At 36.6% G+C, this 21,906-nt stretch carries 19 protein-coding genes; 11 read left to right on the forward strand and 8 right to left on the reverse strand.

The window, feature by feature from the left end; genetic code table 11:
• The first annotated feature begins 168 nt into the window (after nucleotides 1-168).
• Both J5U23_RS07365 and J5U23_RS07370 read left to right on the forward strand, forming a co-directional pair.
• Nucleotides 169-711, forward strand: a complete 543-nt coding sequence (locus J5U23_RS07365; protein WP_218260145.1) for an adenosylcobinamide amidohydrolase — start codon at nucleotides 169-171, stop codon at nucleotides 709-711.
• 134 nt (nucleotides 712-845) lie between these two features.
• Nucleotides 846-2,153: an MFS transporter gene (locus J5U23_RS07370; protein ID WP_218260146.1), complete on the forward strand. Its 1,308-nt coding sequence runs from the start codon at nucleotides 846-848 to the stop codon at nucleotides 2,151-2,153.
• On the opposite strand, the gene J5U23_RS07375 is transcribed toward J5U23_RS07370, so the two are convergent.
• Genes J5U23_RS07375 through J5U23_RS07385 form a run of 3 tightly spaced genes read right to left on the reverse strand, consistent with a single transcriptional unit; the run spans nucleotide 2,123 to nucleotide 4,221 of the window.
• The gene (locus J5U23_RS07375; protein ID WP_218260147.1) at nucleotides 2,123-2,821 is read right to left on the reverse strand and encodes a symporter; all 699 of its coding nucleotides are present in this window, start codon (nucleotides 2,819-2,821) and stop codon (nucleotides 2,123-2,125) included. The two genes, J5U23_RS07370 and J5U23_RS07375, sit on opposite strands and share 31 nt — an antisense overlap.
• Before the next feature lie 5 nt (nucleotides 2,822-2,826).
• On the reverse strand, nucleotides 2,827-3,861 hold the full coding sequence (locus J5U23_RS07380; RefSeq protein ID WP_218267395.1) for a DUF1648 domain-containing protein: 1,035 nt from the start codon (nucleotides 3,859-3,861) through the stop codon (nucleotides 2,827-2,829).
• A gap of 6 nt (nucleotides 3,862-3,867) precedes the next feature.
• Entirely contained in the window at nucleotides 3,868-4,221 is a 354-nt protein-coding gene (locus J5U23_RS07385) for a GntR family transcriptional regulator (RefSeq protein WP_218267396.1), read from the reverse strand.
• A gap of 278 nt (nucleotides 4,222-4,499) precedes the next feature.
• Here J5U23_RS07385 and J5U23_RS07390 point away from each other — a divergent pair, with 278 nt between their 5' ends.
• The 3 genes from J5U23_RS07390 (at nucleotide 4,500) to J5U23_RS07400 (ending at nucleotide 7,812) form a co-directional block, all read left to right on the forward strand.
• Nucleotides 4,500-5,411: a hypothetical protein gene (locus J5U23_RS07390; RefSeq protein WP_218267397.1), complete on the forward strand. Its 912-nt coding sequence runs from the start codon at nucleotides 4,500-4,502 to the stop codon at nucleotides 5,409-5,411.
• 177 nt (nucleotides 5,412-5,588) lie between these two features.
• Nucleotides 5,589-6,428, forward strand: coding sequence for a hypothetical protein (locus J5U23_RS07395; RefSeq protein ID WP_218267398.1), 840 nt, complete (start codon nucleotides 5,589-5,591; stop codon nucleotides 6,426-6,428).
• Between the two features lie 451 nt (nucleotides 6,429-6,879).
• Nucleotides 6,880-7,812, forward strand: a complete 933-nt coding sequence (locus J5U23_RS07400; RefSeq protein ID WP_218267399.1) for a DUF973 family protein — start codon at nucleotides 6,880-6,882, stop codon at nucleotides 7,810-7,812.
• On the opposite strand, the gene J5U23_RS07405 is transcribed toward J5U23_RS07400, so the two are convergent.
• On the reverse strand, nucleotides 7,797-7,946 hold the full coding sequence (locus J5U23_RS07405; protein WP_218260423.1) for a HepT-like ribonuclease domain-containing protein: 150 nt from the start codon (nucleotides 7,944-7,946) through the stop codon (nucleotides 7,797-7,799). The genes J5U23_RS07400 and J5U23_RS07405 overlap by 16 nt on opposite strands.
• 456 nt (nucleotides 7,947-8,402) lie before the next feature.
• Here J5U23_RS07405 and J5U23_RS07410 point away from each other — a divergent pair, with 456 nt between their 5' ends.
• On the forward strand, nucleotides 8,403-9,557 hold the full coding sequence (locus J5U23_RS07410; RefSeq protein ID WP_218267400.1) for an RNA-guided endonuclease TnpB family protein: 1,155 nt from the start codon (nucleotides 8,403-8,405) through the stop codon (nucleotides 9,555-9,557).
• Here the strand turns inward: J5U23_RS07410 and J5U23_RS07415 are convergent.
• From J5U23_RS07415 to J5U23_RS07430, 4 genes are all read right to left on the reverse strand, one after another.
• A complete protein-coding gene (locus J5U23_RS07415) occupies nucleotides 9,527-9,862 on the reverse strand; it encodes a hypothetical protein (protein WP_244988841.1) in 336 nt (111 codons plus the stop codon). The two genes, J5U23_RS07410 and J5U23_RS07415, sit on opposite strands and share 31 nt — an antisense overlap.
• A 233-nt stretch (nucleotides 9,863-10,095) precedes the next feature.
• A complete protein-coding gene (locus J5U23_RS07420) occupies nucleotides 10,096-11,595 on the reverse strand; it encodes a hypothetical protein (RefSeq protein ID WP_218267401.1) in 1,500 nt (499 codons plus the stop codon).
• A 123-nt stretch (nucleotides 11,596-11,718) separates the two neighbouring features.
• Nucleotides 11,719-12,612 carry a DUF973 family protein gene (locus tag J5U23_RS07425; protein ID WP_218267402.1) on the reverse strand — a complete coding sequence of 298 codons (894 nt, stop codon included), beginning with the start codon at nucleotides 12,610-12,612 and terminating at the stop codon, nucleotides 11,719-11,721.
• Nucleotides 12,613-12,634: 22 nt separating this feature from the next.
• Complete coding sequence (locus tag J5U23_RS07430) at nucleotides 12,635-14,521, reverse strand: 4Fe-4S binding protein (RefSeq protein WP_218267403.1); 1,887 nt, start codon at nucleotides 14,519-14,521, stop codon at nucleotides 12,635-12,637.
• A 297-nt stretch (nucleotides 14,522-14,818) separates the two neighbouring features.
• Between J5U23_RS07430 and J5U23_RS07435 the strand changes: the two genes are divergently transcribed.
• Genes J5U23_RS07435 through J5U23_RS07455 form a run of 5 tightly spaced genes read left to right on the forward strand, consistent with a single transcriptional unit; the run spans nucleotide 14,819 to nucleotide 21,848 of the window.
• Nucleotides 14,819-17,950, forward strand: a complete 3,132-nt coding sequence (locus J5U23_RS07435) for a molybdopterin-dependent oxidoreductase (RefSeq protein ID WP_218267511.1) — start codon at nucleotides 14,819-14,821, stop codon at nucleotides 17,948-17,950.
• 6 nt (nucleotides 17,951-17,956) lie between these two features.
• Nucleotides 17,957-18,643, forward strand: coding sequence for a 4Fe-4S dicluster domain-containing protein (locus J5U23_RS07440; RefSeq protein ID WP_218260159.1), 687 nt, complete (start codon nucleotides 17,957-17,959; stop codon nucleotides 18,641-18,643).
• The gene (gene nrfD, locus J5U23_RS07445) at nucleotides 18,640-19,935 is read left to right on the forward strand and encodes an NrfD/PsrC family molybdoenzyme membrane anchor subunit (RefSeq protein WP_218260160.1); all 1,296 of its coding nucleotides are present in this window, start codon (nucleotides 18,640-18,642) and stop codon (nucleotides 19,933-19,935) included. The genes J5U23_RS07440 and nrfD overlap by 4 nt, the downstream gene beginning before the upstream one ends.
• A 6-nt stretch (nucleotides 19,936-19,941) precedes the next feature.
• Nucleotides 19,942-21,309 carry a 4Fe-4S dicluster domain-containing protein gene (locus J5U23_RS07450; protein ID WP_218267404.1) on the forward strand — a complete coding sequence of 456 codons (1,368 nt, stop codon included), beginning with the start codon at nucleotides 19,942-19,944 and terminating at the stop codon, nucleotides 21,307-21,309.
• A complete protein-coding gene (locus J5U23_RS07455; protein ID WP_218260162.1) occupies nucleotides 21,306-21,848 on the forward strand; it encodes a TorD/DmsD family molecular chaperone in 543 nt (180 codons plus the stop codon). Before J5U23_RS07450 ends, J5U23_RS07455 begins: the two co-directional genes overlap by 4 nt.
• Nucleotides 21,849-21,906 lie beyond the last annotated feature (58 nt).

Consider the following 21,906-nt stretch of genomic DNA (forward strand, 5'->3'; position numbering starts at 1 on the left):
TCTAATGTTTAAAGAGTTTAAAAAATTATAAATTCGTTTTCAAGAAAACTTCACTTCGAACTATCATATTTGTGTATTCGATTTCTAATTTTATCAAAAACAGTTGAGACTTCAGCTATAGTTGTTTTAACTTAATAATTTAAGAACAAGTAATAAACCTTTTGATCAATGGAGCCAAAAATTGTTAGGTTTAGCCTTGGAAAGGACTACATAATTTTAACCTCCGCGTTATATCCAGAAGGAATAGCTAGAGTTAATGAAATTTGTAGTATTTTCGTTGATAAAAGTTATTGTAGTGGAGATCCTTGGGGGGACGTGACTAACTGGTGTCCCTCTAAATCTGCCATAATGTTCATGACTGCTGCAAAGAATTACACTTTTAAAGAAACTGATTGGGGTAAATTTTTCGTTAGTGCTGGAATTGGGAGAAGCGGTGAGGATGCGGGTTGTACTATCAATATTGGGGTGTTCGTTGATAAAGGGTTAAACATTAATGGGCTAGTTGACTTAATAAGGACAGTTACTGAGGCCAAGGCTGGAGCTTTAAGGGATTTGGGATATAAGTTTACGGGAACTGTGAGTGATGCCATTGCAGTTGGCTCTTTACCTGGAAACGAGTATTTCATAGGTCCGGGTACTGAACTAGGTAAAAAGATAGCCTATGATATTAGAAACACTATTGTGGAATTGTTATCCAAAGGGGATGATTAGGTTTTTATATTTTTATGAGGAGGAATGGTGGGCAGGACTTGAGAGGTGAAGAGTGGTCCTAGGGCTGACCTGTGATGGTTTATTAAAAATTCAAAATAAGTGACTTTATAAGTCGCTAATTATCATTTTTACATATGGAGAAGAGTATTGAGAAATTAATCGATACAGCAAAGTGGACTTCAATACATTCACTAATGTTTGCCTCACTTGCAATAGGCTACTTCATGTGGGGAGTAATCGCTTCTATTGCTCCCTTAATTTACCCTAATATAAATAGCGTATTATTCCTATTAACCCCAACATTCGCAACATTGGCTGGTGATTTAATACTCTCACTATTTTCAGATAAGAAATTAGGTAGAAAGACAACTTTCTTCATTACAATGACACTATACTCTGTTGGAACCATATTGCTAGTTTTAGCTGCAGTCCTAGCTGGCTTCAGCACTGATAACCTAGCCAAATTCCCGTCATTAGCTTTAATAATCTTAGGAATAGTTTTAGGAGTATTTGGCGTTGAGGGAGAAGTTCCAGTAATGCTATCCTACACTGCAGAGATGATGCCTCTCAAATACAGAGATACGATGTTAGTGTTGGCTCCAAATTTCGACAATATTGGCGCAATGGTAGCTGCTCTAGTTGGGTATTTAACGTATAGCCTTTCAAACTCTTTCATTATAGAACTTTTAGCTCTCTCCATTGTCGCAATATTGGGCATTGTTACGGCAGTGATAATAAGGCTGTTATTACCGGAATCTGTAAGATGGTTGGCAACTAAAGGGGATATAAATAAGGCAAAGGTTGAGGCGAGCAAGGTTACAAAAGAAGGTACAGCAGAAGTAAAAGAAGTTAATGTGAACAAAAAGCTAAGTTTAGGCTCTAGATACGCATTTCTAGCTATAATAGGACTTTCTCAATATTTGACATATGGTTTAATGGCATTTGTGGTTGCTGACTATTACTTCTCCTCGTCACAAACTCCCTTTATTATCTTCATAGCGAACTTAGGGGCTTCAATTTCTGGTTTTATAGCGGCATATATTGCAAACAAGATGAGGACTAGAATCTTCGCGTTAATATCATATGTGGGAGGTACTCTTAGTATGATTCCAATTCTATACTTAACTATGAACTTCAACTTCGCAATGTTTTACTCATTACTAATTGTCAATATGATGTTTAGTGAATTTGGTTGGGCAATTAGGACGATATACGAACCGGTGTTAATGCCAAAGAATTTGAGGGCATTTATGATAGGCCTAATTAGGCTTGTCCCAATTACCGCATATGCGTTATCAGTTTACTTTACTCAATCCTTTAATTTAACTGACTCCATACTGTATAACACCATTTTATGGTCAATTGGAGGTATTGCAACAATAGTATGGTACTTTAAAGGTATAGATATAAATTACGTCCCCTTAGAGGAGGTTGAACGATAATATTGTCCCAAAGACCAGGCTATGGCTAAGCAGATTAGTCCGATACTGAATAAAATAAATTCGAATGTCAATATTCCTAGATGCTTCTCAAAAGGTACCAGAAAGTCCACAAGACCCATTGGAAAAGCCACTAGGAATAGTCTTTTTCTTCCCGTAATAACACTTAATACTGAGAGATATCCCCATGATGAATGTACTAAAAGTGACGAAACCCTCTCAAGTGTGCTAAGTCCAATGAGTGGTAGTGCTTGAATAACTGGATATTCCAGTTGTGGTGGAATAGATAGTATTGACGGAAAGAAATAATAGGCCATGTACGTAAAAAGCGTGGGTATTGATACTAATACTCCATTTTCCCACATTGCTAGAGAAACTCCATAGCCCCAACCATCCTTAATCTTTCCCAATAGGGCAAAAGCGTAAGCTAACCCTACTTCAAACATGGAAGTTTGCAGTCCATAATATAGGCCTAAAATTGGTAAATTATTGAGTGATTCTATATAATTTAAGGTGAAAAGTTGTACTAAAACCTTCAACAATATAGCTATGTAATAGGCTAATGCGGAAAACATCAATACTTTGACAGACTTAACTAACTTATATACGATTCCGAAAGATAACACCATTACTATTATGGGAAACAAGAAATATATTGGATCAAAGCCCACATCCATCACCTAACAAGGATTATTGTAGTTACTACACCAAAAACTATAGCTAGGATAATCAAAATTGAAACTCCATGACCGAAATTTAATGTGTAACCCAAACCATTTCTCCTTGGAACCCATATTCTAGGGTCTTTAGGGTTGACGTATATAATTCCTCCTTTCCAATATTTATCGTCATTAAGTAAGTTATCGTTAGCCACTATATCCCTTAGATATCCAGCTCCTTCAATACCTATTCTTAGCACGTAAACTATTATGGTTGTTAAGAGTATAGATATGAGAAGGGTTATCAAAACTTCAAGTTCGCTTAAGTCTATTATTGTCCATATGAAGAGAGAGATTGTAGTGTATAACGAACTTATAAAGACCCCAACAATCCCCGCAATGATTGCTACTCCCTCCTTAAACTTGAGAAATGCGTAATAACTTCTCTCTGGATATGCTGGATTAATCAGGTTAGTTGTCCTTGTAATGAAGACTCCTAGTACTGTTAATAACCCTAAAACGACAGCGTTGAGTATATCTACCTTGTAAAAGTTTAAAGGCGTCTTAACGAGAAAAGTCGTACCACTAGGACCAACGTGAGTTGGAAGTAATTGCGGTACTGAGGAATACATTAATGATCCGAAAACCAAGGTAAGTACCAAGATTCCCCACGCCACTACGAAGGGAATTACCCACTTTCTACTTTCCTCCTTATTAATGTCAATTACTGCATATCTGGAAGAAGCTAACGGTAGACTTCCCCTATTTCTTATCACAACTCTTCTCCAATAAACAACGTTAAACAAGAGGGCGATAACGTAAATGAAAACTGAAATAAAGCTTACAAAATAGTAAAGCGAAAGGGATAGCAACGTTAAACCAATTAGGGATAACCTATACTTGTTAACTATGTTTTTGCCCTTACCTTTTTTAAACTCAGTAGTTACCCTAGCTCCAAGGAGGATATCAGGAGATTGTAAGTTTGGTAGTAATAAGAAATTGATGAAGATGAATGTGAACTCCACGTAAATGATTATATCTAGGAGTGTCATGCTCTTTTACCCCAATAAACTTGATATAAAGAGGAGAATCTCATCCCTTTTAGCACCACCAGCCAAAGCCCTATAAACAGCTTCTTTCATCATATCCTTCCACTTTTCGTCTCTTATATCAGTCTTGACCACAAACCTCTTCTTATAAACGGTTACAAATCCTTCACCTTCAAGATACTTATACGCTTTCTCAACGGTTAACATATTCACATCTAACATTGCAGCCATTTCCCTAACTGAAGGTAAAGGATCTCCAGGATTCAGTACCCCCTTAGCTATTAGCTCAATTATCTGATCAGCAATCTGTTCGTAAATCTGCTTTTTGGAGTTGAGGTCTATCCGAATTGTTATATTTGTCATATAACAACTATATCAGAGATGTTTAAAAGTTAACTAAAAATTATTTTTCGTTAACTCTTCCTTTCATGTACACTTTCGATTCATTATAAGTAAAGTCGTGGATGGTTTAATAGTAGTACATTATGATCACTCTTATTTAACTTCCCATTGGTGAACCACAAACGGTTTAACGTTATACCAAAAATTCATCTTTTCTTTTTCACGTTGTTCCGCATTCTTATTGCGTAAGAACACATATTTAAGATAAAAATAAAAGTTGATGCAGTTCTACCTATAAAGTGGATATATTTCAGCTTCAAGGTCTTTTCCTTGTGCTATCAGCAATTTTAGGATATTTCCTTCACAATAGGTTATCAGTGAAAATAGTAAGCTTTGTGAACACCTGGATAAACTTACCTTTAATATTTCTCGTCACATACCTTCGGAGGGGTTTCGAGATAAGTGATGCTAAGATTTTCCTAACCTCTGTGTTCTATAACTTCCTAATGCTTGCAATAGTATTATATTTGACAAGAAAAATTGAACCTCTCATTAGAGGGGCTGTTTTAATAAACTCAATTTTCATGAATACAATTAATTTACCTTTCTCAATACTCCTAGCGTTTAGGGGGAATTATGAAATCTCTGCAACTGTTGCAGTGGCAATGGCTACATTAAGGCTACCGATAGCTATGATAATTTTTACCTATTTGAACAAGGGTATAAGCGTGGTACAGAATACTACAAATAATTCAATAATAAGAACAAATCTTTCAAGATATCTTCCCGTAATAACTTTTCTAATAGGTGGTAGTTTACATTATGTTTTAGGCTCAGTTATAAACGGTGACGTCGTTAATGTAATAAATTTGATTCTCATCTTAATAGTCCTTTATGAGTTCGGTTATCAAATAAGAAGAGTAATTGGTGAAATGAGGATTAAAGATGTTACGTCAAAGCCTTACATGATAATTTATATATCAAGAATTCTTATTAGCCCAATTCTAATATTTCTCATCTTAATTTCTCTAGGTATGACTTCCAAGATGGTTATCGAGCAAGTTATGGTAACAGCGATTATGGCTCCAGCAATAACAAACGTGGTTTGGGCTAGAGTTTATGGTTTTGGTACAGAAATCATAGTGAAATCCACCTTAATATTAACACCCATTAGCACAATAATTGCTATATTATTTCTTATATTATATTAATTTAAAAATCTTAGTATTTGAGATCGGTAGAGGTGTATAAATACCTAACAATATATATCAATTTATCAAAAAAGACTCTATAGCTCATAACTAAACTTTCTATAAAAATTAAAAATGAGTCGAAACTAGACTGGAAAAGATTTAAATAGACATAATAAGAAGGTGTGATGACTATGAATGTATAGCACAGAATTGACATTAAATTCCCCTATTTGGATTGTGAGGAAATTCCTTATGGATCCTCTATTTATTAGTGGAGTTAGTGGACATATTTCCATTTTAAAATTTAAGGATAAACAAAATAACGAGTACCTCATGGGAGATAGAATTAGGGAATTATCAACACCCACAGACGAATTCATAGCTCTGTACATATTATTAAGAACTAGCAAGGACTTCAAATACACAGAGGGGATTTTCAAGGGGCCAGAAGTTAAAATGCAAAGCATCAAATATTCTGGTATGTCTGATGATGGAAAATTGGAGTTTACAATAGAATTTATGCCGAAAAGTTTAGGAGATACTCAGACAAGGCTATATGTCGCGACGAATGTGAAGTACAACGATTCGCTATTAGATAAAATGTTAGGAAAGTCCGCCGTTGATTTCGCAAAACATATAGTAGAAGACCATTTCGTGACTTATGCAAGAGTATATTTCCCATCATTATATGGGGACATTATCAAGATTTTCAATACTAAAGGGAAGCCAACACAAGGTTTATCTGTAGCACCATCCTTAGAGTTCACTGGAGATGCTGGAAGTATATTGAGTAAGATTAACGAGATGATTTCTCAACTAGACTTAGGTCTTATTAAAGTGAACTTTGACAAGTTAAGCTGTAATATAGTGGTTCAAAATACGGAGATGAAGAGGGCAATTTGCAGATCTGATAGTAATGTAAAGACTGGGTTTGAAGCACTGTCGATGATAATTTCCGCGAAAGGACAAGGTAAGATAGAAGTATATTCGGTTAAGATTGAGGATCTTATGGAGACCTTATATGCGTTAGCTTAATAATTTTTATCTTCAATGGGATAATATTTCCTCATATACGTATGGCATATTATTCAGAGTAAGTAATAGTTTCCTCTTAGGTAGTAATTGAAATAATTGGGTCTGTCGTCATTTCTCAAGGTGGGAAGTCGTATTTAACATAAGATCTATCGAGTAACGAGAAGATACTGAAAATTATTGTTGCATTGTATGTTAAACCCGTGATCGAATGAAAAACTAAAGACGAATCAGTTAGTGTGGAGTTCGTCAAGGTAATACTAAAATAGGAGCGCCCTTTTAAGCTAAAGGCGATAATTGTAAGCAATACGATCTCACTTAGTATTTTTATTTTACCATATAAAATGCAAAACCAACTTCTAAATAAAGAGGCTTTTAAAAATCGACACTTTTATTTAATTCTAGCCTTAATTTTAGACAAAAATTTTATAATCTAACGATCAAAATATAATACATGTCAAACCAGAGTGAAAAAGAGGGAATTAGGAGGTTAAGATTAGGCTTCCTAGTTTTAATAATAGTCTCACTTTTATCTCTCGTGAGCTTATTTAGAGGACTTGTAACGCCCAGTCCCTCAGTTTCCCCGAATGTCACAGCCTTAAATAACACCAACCCACAACAATTGCTTAGTCAAATAGCCTCAAGGGAAATTGTGCAAATTGAAGAAGCACTGATTTTAACCTCAATTATAGGAGTGGTAAATATAATAGGGATGATCGTTTTGAGAGGTGGTTTTAACGTTTTAAGCAAAGTCGTATCGGACAATATTGGAATTGGGAGTACTGGAAGTATACTATACATCATTAGTTTTCCCTTAGGTATCATAGGTGAGGTAATTCTTTTTTATTCCTTTCTGTCCTTGAACTTCTCCACAATCTTCATTGGTTTACCGTTTTCATTCCTTGAACTCATCTTACTCTTAATAGGTTCAATACTTTTAGGAATTGGAGTCTACAGGGTGGGAAGGGAGTATAATAATACTCTCGTAAAGGTGGGCGGAATATTAATAGCGATAATAATTCTCGCCTTCATAGGTGCCATTTTATCTTACATAGGGCTAGGGCAAGTGAAACCAATCTCAGAAAGGCAAAACGTACAGATATATCCAGTAGGACAAGGAGTTATTAGGCGAGATGGAAGTGCAAAAATAGTTATATATTCATCTACAACAGCGACAATATTTTCAGCCAAAATTGAGGGAACCAAATTATTCACCTTTAAGGTGAATCCAGTCAATTTGCAACACGGTAATAATGAGATAACGATTCAGTTTGACGACATATCATCTCTTGTGGAGAATTCAACATGCATCATAACGTTGATTGTGGACGTTGGAGGGAATAGTATACCAATAAATGTGAACGCGATATATCAAGGATCCCAATAATCCTTAGCCCTTCTTTTCAGTTCCAAAGCTATCTCTAATACTTTACTGTAACTCCTCTCACTAATTATCTTCTCCACAACTTCTGCCTTGATTGCAACGTATCCGTGTACTAATATATTCCTAAACGATATCATATTATTCAAGAAAGAACTCTTAACAAGTTTAACTCAGAAATCTTTCTTAAGCTCTCCTTATACACCTCAACACTTATACCCAAGTTAGTGAGAAGTCTTCTCGTTAGATCAATGAATGCTTGAGACTGTAATTGTAATAAATGCAACGTAGCGTAATAGATTATCAGCCGTTTATATTCTTGATCTCGTCAAGCTTAACGGTATAATCATTTCTAATAACTTATCAAGTATTGTCACTTTGTCTCAACCTCTTCATAACTGAAATAACGGCAATAGGGTCACTTGACGCCAGAAGAAGTAAAATATCAACGCTAATAATGAAGCTGGCAATTGCCAAAATTAGCGAACCGTTTTCACGTAATACAACCCTTTCAATTCCTTACAAAAGGTTTGAAAGCCTCGCCTTTTTAAGGCGGGGATGGCAATTTAAATACTTCTTTTTCTAAAATGTCATTGATGGCTAGGAGGAAGAAAAAGAACCCAATCAGAGCTACAGTTTCAATGAAGATTGGTTCATCAGACTCCCTCCTAGCCTTCTCAAATCATTATGTAAAAGCATTAAGGTACGTCCTGTTCTGGTTAAAAGAAAATAAGGTAAACCCAAATGAGAATGGAGTATTACAGTTAGTCCACCAAGAACTTTATGAAAAGTTAAGGGAAGAATTCTCTCTACCGTCTAAGGTTGCTGAGGACTGTTATAGGGACGCACTCTCAGTATACAAGGGTTGGTTTAACAATCCGAAGAAGGGACGTTTTCCGAGAGTGTACAAACCTACAGTGTGGTTAACGCCAAAACTAAGTTATTCAATAGACTTCGAGAAAATGATGGTGAGGATAGGGAGTGTAGGTGAGTTACCTATTCTAGGCTATCCTAGGAACTTCTCCTTCTATAAGGATTGGGAGTTGAGGGAAGCTAGGCTTGTGATTAGGGAGGATAAAGCGTTCCTCAAAGTGACTTTCGAGAAGGAGCAAGTTAAAGTGGAACCTAAAGGTAGTGTGGCTGTTGATGTAAACATGAGTGAGATTGTAGTGGGTAAGGATGGTTCTAATTACGTTAGGATACCTACTCGTCTTCATGAGGCTCATCATTTCAAGTCTTTGGCTGAAGCTCTGCAGAGGAAGTACTCTAAGAGATGGAGGGAGAATAGGAGGATTGTTCATAGAATTCATTCTTTTCATCAGAAGGCTAAGAGGATTATGGAGGACTTCGCCAGAAAGGTTGGGGAATGGGTTGTTGATATAGCTAAGGATTTTGGTGTAAATGTCGTTAAGCTAGAGAACCTTAAGGACATGATTAAACGTGTTAATAAACTACCACTTGAGTTTAGGGACAAACTGTATTTGATGCAGTACCGTCGTGTACAGTACTGGATTGAGTGGCAGGCTAAGAAGCACGGCTTATTAGTTGAGTATGTTAATCCTCGTTATTCGTCTACCATGTGTCCTAGGTGTGGGCAGAAGATGAAAGAAGTTGGATATAGGTATTTCAGCTGTCCGTCTTGTGGTTATGAAAACGACCGTGACGTCATTGCAATCGTGAATCTCAATGGGAGGGGGTCTCTGACCCTCTCGACTGCCCCTCAAATGAGGGATGTAGTCCCGAACCGATGAGGGGAACCATCGCCCTTTAGGGCGGTGAGGAAGTCAGCAGACTTTATGAACTCTTGTAGGTTCTTTAAAAACACTTCCACATTCGGTGCGTAGTACGATGGATAGATACTAAAGTCCTTAGGGTTTAAACTAGCCCAGACCTTCTTGGCTGTATCTTTTCTAAAAGCAATTAAGCCCTCGTTTACCAAATGTAAAGCAACCTTCCAACCAGAGGCTAATGCAGAGGCTGAGTAAACTACGACACAGCATATCCTATTTGCTGCACCAGATTGGACAACAATCCCAAGCTTTCTTTCTTGTTCCATGTTTTTTATTGATATAATTAAAGTATTTAAAGATTTGGAAATGTGCAAAACTTACGAATTATTCGTGTAACTTCCTTGGAGTTAAGTTTCAGACCAGCTTTCCTCTTTTCTTTAGAGATTTATTCAGTTTGTAGCAATCTAATGAAAAACACATGCTTTGAACGGAACTTGAAAAGTGTTTTGATTTGTAATGTTCCAAACATGTAATTATAATAAAAGCAAAAATAAATGCTTTACCTTCTTCTCCTTAAAGCTAATATCACTGCAATAATAGCTACTACTATTATCCCTATAATGATGGGAAGTAAATTACTAGACACAGATGATTGTGATGATGGTTGATATCCATATACGACGTAGTAAGTCATTGAAGGATCATCAAATACCACAATTTTTCCGTTATAGATAAAGTAATTATTTGAGTTCAATTCAACCATTCCATTACTACTTTCTTTGAAAACGGCAAACGTCTCATTCTTCGCCATACTAACGTTAAAGATCACGTATTTTGAACTGCTGCTAACGTTAACAATCTGTGCAGTATAAGTCTTTCCACCCATGGATATATTTGATACTGTAACACTTGGCTCTACTTGGCTAACATACTCATAAGATCCATTGGGAAATATGGTAACATATCCACCATTGGTTGTAGTATTAACGTAAACTAAAGTCGCCGGACCAGATACTTCAACCTTGTGATACAAATTGACATTTGCCGTACTCTCTACGCCTTGATTAGTAATAACTACTACTGCGGGACTTCCATTTACGGAAACTGTTGTGGACACTGATGGTTTAGCGTATTCTGCAGTTGGATTAATTACAATCCTAATCCTAGAATCCACACTATTGTACGTCAGATTTATTATTAAACCTTGATGACTGAAGTAGATTGAGGAGAAAGTATTATCTAGAGAGCCCACAAAAGTACCATTTACTCCAAAGAATTCGATGTCAGTGAAGTCCACATTACCTTGCAAGTTCGTAACCTCAGTGGATAGAAGACCACCGGCCTCACTACTCCATATCATTGCAGGAACGTAAGTCCCATTGTAATAGGCTATGGACGTGTTATAAGGTGCTTCAGCGCTTATCCCCTCATAATTGAACTCCATCTTACTATATCTTTGCGGATATGTGCCTTGAACGGTCACACTAAGTTGGAGTTCACCAGTCATTGTCAAGTTAACCTTATGTAGTAGTAATGTTAACGTCTTTTGATACGTTATTTGAGAATGTGATATTGCAAAAGTCACATTGGCGAAACTACTACCGTTTAGGAACTGCAATACTAGCGTTGCAGTATTGTTAAAATAGGCTAATCCTTTTACCGTAGTCGTGCTGTTTGTGAAACCAGCCCATACTACCTCGTCTATCAATCCGGGCTCAACTAGTAATACCCTGGCTAATTGCGGTATTTGTGACGTAACGCTTATACCAAATGGGTTCACATTTACGCTTACTTGACCAGTATAATTGGTTAAGGGTCCTTCATTTACATTGAAGGAGTAACTATTGTACATTATTGTCCTCTCGTTATTGGTTGAGGACATTGTAGTGTTATACGCACTCGATGAGTATTTGTAAGTTATATGAGATGGGGTAATTTGGAGTGTTGAAGAATATTGTTGATACATTACGTACAGTGAGGGCGAAGATGCGTTAGCAACAAGAGCAAGTGTTGGTAAGGAAAGGAGAATAGTAATTAGGAGTAAGATTTTAGGTCTCATGGCCATATCAATTTCATGTACGATTTTAAAAGTTTTATCCAAATATGGTATTGAAAAAGTTGTTTGAAGAGATTTATATTGGAAAGCCATTACATAAAGATTAAAAAATAATTATTTACTAAATTATGGTTGATAAACTGCAGCTGTAGATATGTTAATTATATTTCCTCCAATGTTTATGGTTAACGTTATAATGTAGGTGGTATTTGGAGCTAATGATTGTATATTCCCAAAGAATATTGCTACCTCGTTATTACCTATTTGTAATACAGTAGGATTTATAGCACTTGACATAATGTTCGCACCCTCAATTTTCGCTGAGATAATGTTAGCTGGGGTTGACGAGTATAGTGTAACATAAGCGTAACCATCATTCCTTATAGTTCCTTGACCAACTTGATAGACTTGGGGAACTGAAGGCTGTTGTGTAGGAGTTGGCAATGGTCTCACTCTACCTAGACCTACATATGCCAAAATAAAGCCTACGAAATTAAGAATATCTATTGGTATTATTATTAGTATCCCACCTATCTTGACCAATCCCTCATTGTATAGCTCACCAACCCTGTAAAACCCTATACCAATTAGTATCCCACCAATCAGTGCTATTATTTCACCTAAAATCAATATTGGGACTCCTATCAATACAAATGTAAGCAATGCTCCAATAATGATAATAATTAATCCTACTAGATAGAGGGTGGTCCCAGTTTCCCCTATACCAACATCCCTACCTAAGCTCTTCAAAATACTGAAACCACTCCTTATTCTCAATATGCCAACTAGCCCTATGATAGCACCAATTAGTATTACTATAGCAATCCCTGCCAAAAGGCCAATACCAGCCGCAATTGCCCCACCAACGTTTCCGCTCGCAACTGAAAACATTCCACCTAACACGCCAGCGGATATAATTACTAAAATTCCTATTGCCGCAAGTAATACAGAAAGTATCATAAATAGAGAACCACCCCTTAATTTTCCGATTCCTTCCAATTCTGTATTCTGTTGTGACATATTAAATATTCTAATTACTAATTTAAAAACTTTTACTTTCCCTATTTTTCAGAATAGTTAGAACATTAACAATTTCTAGGTTATCACAAGCATCAACACATCTAGCACAACCAATACAACTTATCCTATTCGAATAACCCTTTGCTGAGATATCACTACTTATAGGGATTTTGACTGGGCAAGAAGCATCACACGCCTTGCTAACACACCCCTTACATGCATTAACGTCCTTCGCCCTTATCTTAAACAACACCTTATTAAATATCCCAGTAAGTGTACCAAAACCACACCAGCCTTGCCTAGCACATGAATATATTCCAAAAACTGGTGTCAAGAAGTAGAAGAACCACCATATATAGTTAAGTGTGAACATGCCGTAAAAGTTCAAGGGATCAATAGAAAGATTAATCTTCCCTAGTTGGTTTATAACGTAAAGGTAAAATGCAACAATCATTGGCACGAGAAAGATCCACCTCAAGTAATCCCAAACCTTACTGCTCTTCTTAGCTGAGAATTGCTCATAGAACACATTAGACCACATGTGAGCTGACATGCAAACAATGTTACAATAAACACCCCTACCAAATAGCGTTGAAAATAATGCAATTACGATCAAGGAAATAATGAAAGGTGTTAAAGTCACGGGAAATATCATACCACTCATTCCGAAAATGTAATAGTTTGTATAGTAAGGGATCAAAACTACGAATATTGGTATCCCGGTTAGAATACCTAAAGTCCACGCTTTTAAATATCTTGTCTTAACCTTCTTGAACCTCTCATAAACTAAATAGCTCATCTCAGCGCCCATCATTATTACGTAAAATGGGGCCATGGTAGTTGTCATTACAGTCATGAATGGTACCATTACTAGTTTACCAAGTAAATTGTACTTCATTGTTGTCATAATAATCATTGTTAAAGGGTTAATTGGGAATAGCCACCAAAACGGATTACTGAAAGGCGATCTCATCATATGTGAACTCATCATCATCTCGCCGTTCATCGTACTAACGAAGAGTGAGTTAGTCAGATTGAACCCTAATACACTCTCTCCAAAACCCATTACCAATTCCGTTAAGTTTACTAATACGAGGAAGAGGAAAGGTTTAGGTGAGATTTTCTTAGCAGGAACATTGTAAAATATCAAAAAGAAATACCAAACCATTGACGCAATCATAGATAGGGTAAGGAAATGTAAGTCGTTAAATGAAGCAAAAAAGGTTAAACCAAGCATCATTAGGAGGTTGAACAAGGATAGGGAGATTGCAACCAATTGTCCTTGAAATGTCAACATTTTCATCTCTGTTAAATACAATAACACTATGTTTACTATCATGAAAAATGAAGTCAAAAGCGACATTGTGAACTCAAGCATTCTGTCCATTAAATAAAGAGAGGGCATGAAGGCCATGGATATTGCAAATGTGGTTATGGCGAACTCCATAATGCTTCTTCTCCTCAATATATAGAGGAAGAAAATCGCATCACCTAACATCATTGCGCCATAGGCAGGATTGTTAACTGCGGTAAGTAAAGGATTAGGTAAAGGATTGAAGTAACTACCATAAAGATAACCCATTGCTAACTCATCGAAAACTATGACCAACGATAATAATAACCCATATTTCCAATTTCTAGTAACATTAATAGTGTAATCCTTTATTATAAAAGATGAGAATAAGGTTATCAACACTAGAAGTAATCCAAGTATGAAAAGCAATACATTAAGCTGAGCCAATGCCAAACTCTCAAACCCCATTATCAATACTATCGAAAGAAGAATTAGCAAACCCTTAACCCTTACGTATTCCCTTCTTAAAATTAAATCAAATATCCAAAAATCAAGTGCCATCATTATAATAATGTAAACAAGAGAGAACAACTTGAGTATAGTCTCATATTCCATACGATCCATTCTAGTTTCAAAAATTTAAATTTTACTTGAAATAGCATTAGAAAAATAATATTGTAGACTATTTTCCAACTTAAAGCAATTTTACAACTGAATAAATCTAATGTATAAATCAAATTTCCTGCATTAATGACGTCGAATCAATTTTAATCTTTTATATGAAATTTAATTTATATGGATAATTCAATTTTTTAAGAATTTTCGATCTAACGGTCTTATTTAATTATTGTAATTATCATTTTTCTCATTTTTTGCAAAAATTTTTAAGTATGAAAATGGAGTAATAACATGATGGCAGAAAATAAAGGCTTTAGATTGAGTAGAAGGGACTTCTTGAAAGCTTCTGCCGCTGCTGGCGTTGTTGCGGGACTTGCTTATTTCGCATCAAAATACAATTTCAACATATTCGTCACACGGGATACCGTGGATAATGAAGAATTACAACCGGGTTGGCAATATTCTTATGCACCTAGTATATGCGCGTTTTGTTCGTCAACTTGTGATATTTTAGTGGAAACTGAATATAAAAATGGTTATATGAGGGCTCTCGAAATTGATGGTAATCCCCTCTCACCTCTAAATGAGGGTAAAGTTTGCCCTAGAGGAAGAGCTGGTATTTTCAGAACTTACAATATAGATAGGCTTAAGACACCACTAATTAGAACTGGTCCAAAAGGTACTTGGAGTTTTAGAGAGGCTACCTGGGAGGAGGCAATTAATTACATAATGCAGAGCATAAAACAATTGAATCCACAACCATACGAATTCCTTTTAATTGGAGGTGGAATACCATGCGCAAATTACAAGCCCTATTTCATTCCGTTCACACTAGGTACACAAATACCTAATATAAATGGCACTCCAATGCAAACTTGTCTATTTAGTGATCAAGTGCCTATAGGATTCGTAATAGGGGGATTCGATTTACACGCGACTGATATGATGGATGACATGGCCTATTCTTCTTTAATAGTTGCATGGGGTACCAGTGGAATTCCTGCAGGAATATTTGTAAATAGGGCTATAAGGTATGCAAAAGGCATAGAAAACGGCGCGTATGTTATAGCAATCGATCCCAGGATGAGTGAGGCAGCATCTAAGGCTAATCTATGGATTCCAGCAAAACCTGGTTCAGATCTGTATATTGCTATGGCTATTATCAACTACTTAATCCAAAACAACTATTATGATGACGAGTTCGTAAGATATTACACTAATGCTCCCTTCTTAGCCTATGAGGAGAACGGAGTTGTGAAATTATTGGAGGAGGATTATGATGATGATACTGTAAAGGCATATTACGTTTACGATGAGATAAGCGGGCAAATTGTAAAGGTACCACCGTTTACAAATACCAATAAATACGACGTTAATGGTAATTTTATCAAGCCAGCATTGAACACCCCTCAAGGTTTAACTTATAATGGTAAACAAGTACAAACAGTATTCCAATTCCTTGCACAAAAAGTTAGTAATTACACGCTTGAATACGCGGCTCAAGTTGCTGACGTTCCCCTATCACAACTTCAAGAGTTAGCATTTAGAATCGCAACAATGAAACCAGTGACGATAATTACCGGGTTAAAAGGTTTCTTCAACGATCAAGCGGTACAATTTAGAAAAGCTTACGCCATTATAATGGCGTTAACTGGTAACATAGACATTAGAGGAGGTTGGGTGTACTCTGCAGTATATAGAGAAGGTATTGAGAAAGTCGTAAATGCTTATAATAGCATGGTCAGTAATGGGAAGACGAAGCCTGGTATATTATTACAAAGGCCTGAGGTATTGGAACAACTACCAGTCAATGAATTGCCAGGAGCTTTCTTCGCTATGTTTCCTATCATATACGTTTATAACAACCCTTCATTCTGGATGACTGGTGTTCCAGCACTTAGCTATGCCTATAATCAAGTTCTAAAGCAACAAGGGAAGAAACCAGCTGGAGCTTATACACTATTTGAAGAATCGGGATCATATGCCGCGATTAAGGGGCAAGTTACTTGGAATGGCCAACCCTATAAACCTAAAGTTGCAATGTCTTATGGAGGTTCACCATTTAACTTCAAATGGGATGAGTATAAACAAGTGTTGGAGAACACATTCTACATTATGATAGATATACTACCGACAGAGGCTAGTTTATACGCAGATGTGATTTTACCGGATGTAACTTATCTAGAAAGAGATGAATTCTTCTGGGATGATGGCCCAGCCATGGATAGGGCAATTAGGGGCAGATGGCAAGCGATACCAGTGTTATGGCCTAATACCGCAAACGGTTTGGATTTATTCATAATGTTTGCGTACATGTTAAATCCCCAAGCTGGAGACGCTTATATACAATGGATGGCTAGGTTCGCTGGGGTACCTTTAGATACATTAAAATCAGTTATACAACAAGAGATGCCCAATTATCAACAATATTTAATGAAGAATAACGGTTATCCACCATGGGGAAGTTTTACAGCAAAAGCGTGGAGAGAGGCTCAACTTAACGCATTGTCAGAGGAAGTAAACATGCCTAAAGAGCAAATATTACAAACCTTAAGAAATAACGGTGTGATTGTAATTAAGACTGTTGATGATTATTTTGCAAACCATGAAAGAATACCATGGGACTTACCAGCTGCCACTCCAACTGGTAGAATTGAGATATATTCAACTATATTATACTATTACGTTATACAGAATTATGGGTATGACCCAGTATGGGATCCAATAATAGCTGAAATACCACCAAATTGGAATGGAGGTTATGCAGTTGAAGATGGTGTTTATCACTCACCACCAACACCATATAACAATCCAACGTTTAAACCAGCACCACCAGAACTATTCTTCATAGAGTATAAGATCCCACAATTCGCTTACACATCTAGCACTGACAATCCATTACTAATGGCTATTGCTTCTGACAGTTACCATAAGGATATCTTAATGAGGGCTTGGATAAATCCAACTACTGCATCACAATTAGGAATTAACGAAGGAGATTGGATCGCTATCGAAAGATGGAAATTACCAAACCCAGATGGTAGTATACCTAAACTAATTGTTAGAGCCCATTTGACTCAGTGGATAAGACCAGATACAATAGGAGTACCAGAGCCTTTTGGTCAGAGGAACCCAGCATTAACTACTGCAACCAAAGCTGTAAACGAGTTTGGCAATCAGCCAGTATCAGTAATGTGGACACCAGGTAGAAATCCTTTAGGTGGTTATCACATGAATGAGCAATTCACTGTTAGGGTTAGGAAAGCGACGCCTGATGAGATTCAAGCTGCAACACAATTGGCAAGTGTGCGAACTCCAGACACATTACCTTCACAACAAGCTAAAGTTACCACTCCTAACAATTCCGCTTCTCAAAGTGATTGGCAACAATACGTCTCATACGGTAATGTTTCCACATTAGGGTGATCCCTTATGTCCACACAAGTTTCAAACCCATATATGCAATTTGGGAATACTCAACCTTGTAAACACTGGGGATTCGTGGTTAAGGTAGATCAATGTCTAGGCTGTGATGCTTGTGTGGCTGCGTGTACAATAGAGAATCAAACGCCATTTTGGCAAGGTCTATTTAGAACTCATGTTGAAGATCTAGAATTAGGAGAATATCCCAACACTCAGAGGGTCTTCGTACCTAGATTGTGTATGCAATGTGAAAACCCGCCATGTTATTATGTATGTCCAACTGGCGCTACCCAAATTGTCCCTGGAGGTATTGTAGTGGTTGACGAATATAAATGTATGGGATGTCTTTACTGTGTTGAGGCATGTCCATACGGTGCTAGATACTTCTACACTTACGAGGATATTGAGAAGTCCAAGGAGTATTTTGGATTGAATTCAATACACGTGGTTCCTCACGTAGATAAATGTACTTTCTGCTACGGTACAGCACCAGAAGGCACTTATACTCCTGCATGTGTAAGAACTTGTCCGGGTCATGCCAGAGTATTTGGATGTCTTGATGATCCTAATAGTGAGGTTAGTATATTAGTTAATACTGGGCAAGCAGTAGTATTGAATCCGGAATTAAACGTTCAACCTAAAGTTTTTTACGTATTTAATAGGCAGTTAGGTAGGGGAGGAGGTGGTAACTCATGAATAAATTCCTATTAGCTTGGACTATAATATTCATAATAATTGGAGGAGGGATATTACTTTATGGTATGAGCTTTAATCCCATGTCATGGGCTAATGGCCTAGTGACATTTACTGAGCCTAATGGCGAGCCAATACCTTGGGGACTTTTAGTAATTGGCTATATGTTTTTCGGAGTTATAGGTACTGGCGTTAGCACTTACAATTCGCTATATGAACTATTTAATAAGAATCATCCAGAAAAGAATCCGTTTAAGAATATCTCATTAAGAAATGAGTGGATAGCACTAGCTGTACTAATACCGGGTTGGATTATGGTCTTTGCATCAACTTATAAGCCTGGAGAAGCTATCTATATTTACACGAGCTTTAGAGATACCTCAAGAATAGCTTGGAACGGTGTACTGTACGCACTTGTGGGTATTGGTATAATTCTAGAAATACTAGCCCTAATAGGGGAGAAGAGAAGGGAATATAAGGACCCTATTAGCAGACTCTTGGCTTGGCTATCATCTAAATCAGTATTGATATTAATAGTTGGTTATGCAATACTAATGGAGTTAATATTGGATGCGAACTTAGGCTCAGTGTTCGGTTACTTATCAACATGGGTCTACGAATTCGGTCCATTCATGTCGATGCTATTCGTCATATTATCATTCTATTCAGGTATTGCGATGCTATCATTTATGACTCCATTATATAGTAGATTTAGAAAAGTTAAAGAAGATCCAAATGGTTTGAGTATACATGACGTGTATAAAATACTAGGAAGAGACGGTGTATTAGCTACGATAGCAGTAGGTTTCTCACTACTGTGGTGGTTATGGTTAACAGCAACGAATCAGCAAACTTCACCTTGGGCAGAGCTTATGATTTCTGGGCCATATAGTGTAGTCTTTCTAATAGGTGGAGTACTAGTTGGTGTGATAATTCCAATAATCCTTTACGGGGTTGCATATAAGAAGGGAAGTGGCCATATGTTAGTAACATCTTCGATATTCACATTGCTTGGAATGTTCTCGATAATTACGATTGCTGATATTATACCTCAATCAATAACGTGGTATTATTCAGTCTCACCAATATCTCCATCAAATTCCAACTGGGTTTACGAATTGCGCAGTGTTTTCAATAACGGTCCATCGTGGACATTCCTACCATTCAATATATCGTTCTACGATATAGTATTCTTCATTGGCTCAGTACTACTATTACTTGGGATTTACACATTGGGCGTAATATTATTACCGTTAGAAGAAGATGAAAAGGCAAGACACCTTATATTCAAGTGAAGTCATATGACATCCCTTTTTTATTCACCCCTTATTAAATACCGAGTAGATGTTTTGCCCTCATCTGAGTTGAAAAAGGAAAACGTTAATGTCAAGGCCTTAGTCGTTATAGGAGATGGAATTGATAGGGAAAAAATTTCAGAAGATCTAGGGCTAAACCCCTTGCTGGTAAGGATAGTTGACAAGGATAGTAGTAAGGAAGAGGTAGAGTACAACAAAGTAGTTCTAGAAAACGCTTGGCTAGCAGATTTGGCTCCAGTTGAAGAGATAAAATCCATTGATAGACGAAGTCTTTTACGTGGAGAAGTAAAAAAGGTTAAAAAGGTTGATAAGCCAATTTACCTTAGCGAATATTGTAATGGCTTATATAAGGCATGTAATGTATGTGAGTTTTCATGTCCTTACAATGCTATTAAAGTTGATAAGAAAACTGGAGTAAATATTGATTACACAAAATGTACATCTTGTGGTTTATGCTCAGCTTCATGCCCAGTTAGTGCCATACAATTTCCATCACTTTCCCAAAATTCGATTTTTGAATTGGCAAAGGTAAAAGGGGAAAAGAGGATTACATGCTATAAAAATACTAAAAATAGAGGAGTCAAGATACCTTGCTTAGCAATGCTATCAGAGGTAGATATAGTATTATTGAGAAGCAGTGGGAATTTAACCTTTGAATGCCCAGGATGTGAATTACAAGATAATCTAAAGCATTTCATTGAAGTGATCAAGGAATATAATGAGAGAATAGGAGGAATCAGCTTTTATTCCCCATCTAAAAAAATTGAGGCAAAAGAGACAAAGGAACTAAATACTACTCCACAATCATTTTTCAATAGGGCTGAGGCTAGAAGAAACATAAGTGATGAACTGCCATACATACTATTTGATGTGAGTATTGATAATAACAGATGTACTTTATGTGAAAGCTGCGTTAATTGGTGCCCCACATCAGCACTAAAGCTCAGAAGGGATAGTGGAGTGGAAGAAATAGACTTTGATCCCATGAAATGCATAGGCTGTAATGTATGCGTCAATGTTTGCCCAGAATCGTGCAAATTAGAAGAAGGTAAAACAAGTGAGATTCCTCCAAATATAGCAGCTCTTACTAAGGTTATTAAGGTGGAAAAGAGTAAAAGCGTTAACAAAGAGGTAAGGAAATTAGTGGGCGATGAGTTAGTTAGATGTAGAGTTTGTGGAGCACCAATAGGTTCGAGGAAAAGTCTCAATCACGTTAAGAAAATAATGATTGAAAAGGGGGCTTCCTGTGAAGATGAGTGGTTGGAGAGATGCCCAAAGCATAGGGCAGAGTACGCGTTTCATAAACAATTTTCATTTAATGCAAGATTTAAACCTAGAGGTGATCTAAGATGAAGTCTCTGTCTACGGATTTCAAGATCTTTTCCTTTTTATTTTTAAGCCCTAGATATATTAAAGAAGTTAAAGGGCTTGTGGAGGAGATAACGGACAAGCCATATTACAATACATTAAAACAAATAATTCAATTGGCAGAAAGTAACTATGATAAGGTAGCTACAGAATTCACTTCATGTTTTATAAATGATTACAAACACGTTAAATGTCCACCTTACGAATCGTGGTATAGGGAGAGAACTGTGTATGGCATTTCAGCACAAAGAGTATTAGAAGAGTACATCAAATATGGTATTTATCCAAAGAAACAACTAGCTGATCATATATCTACGGAGTTGGAATTCGTATCATTCCTCTTGTTCGTAGAACAAGAAGACGAAGCTAGAAAGTTTATAAAAGAGCACATAGTAAGCTGGGTTCCTAAATTAATTGAGGATATTCTAGCAAACAGTAAAGGGGAGTATACAAAACTGTTAGGCATAGCGCTTAAGCAATTCTTAGATTACACAATACAAACTATCTTTGTAGTCAATAGATAGTTCTATTTTCTTTTAAATGTATAATAAATTTTTACCTTTGATTATTTACCTTTTTACA

The organism is Saccharolobus shibatae B12 (genome assembly GCF_019175345.1).
GTDB classification, from domain to species: Archaea; Thermoproteota; Thermoprotei_A; order Sulfolobales; family Sulfolobaceae; genus Saccharolobus; species Saccharolobus shibatae.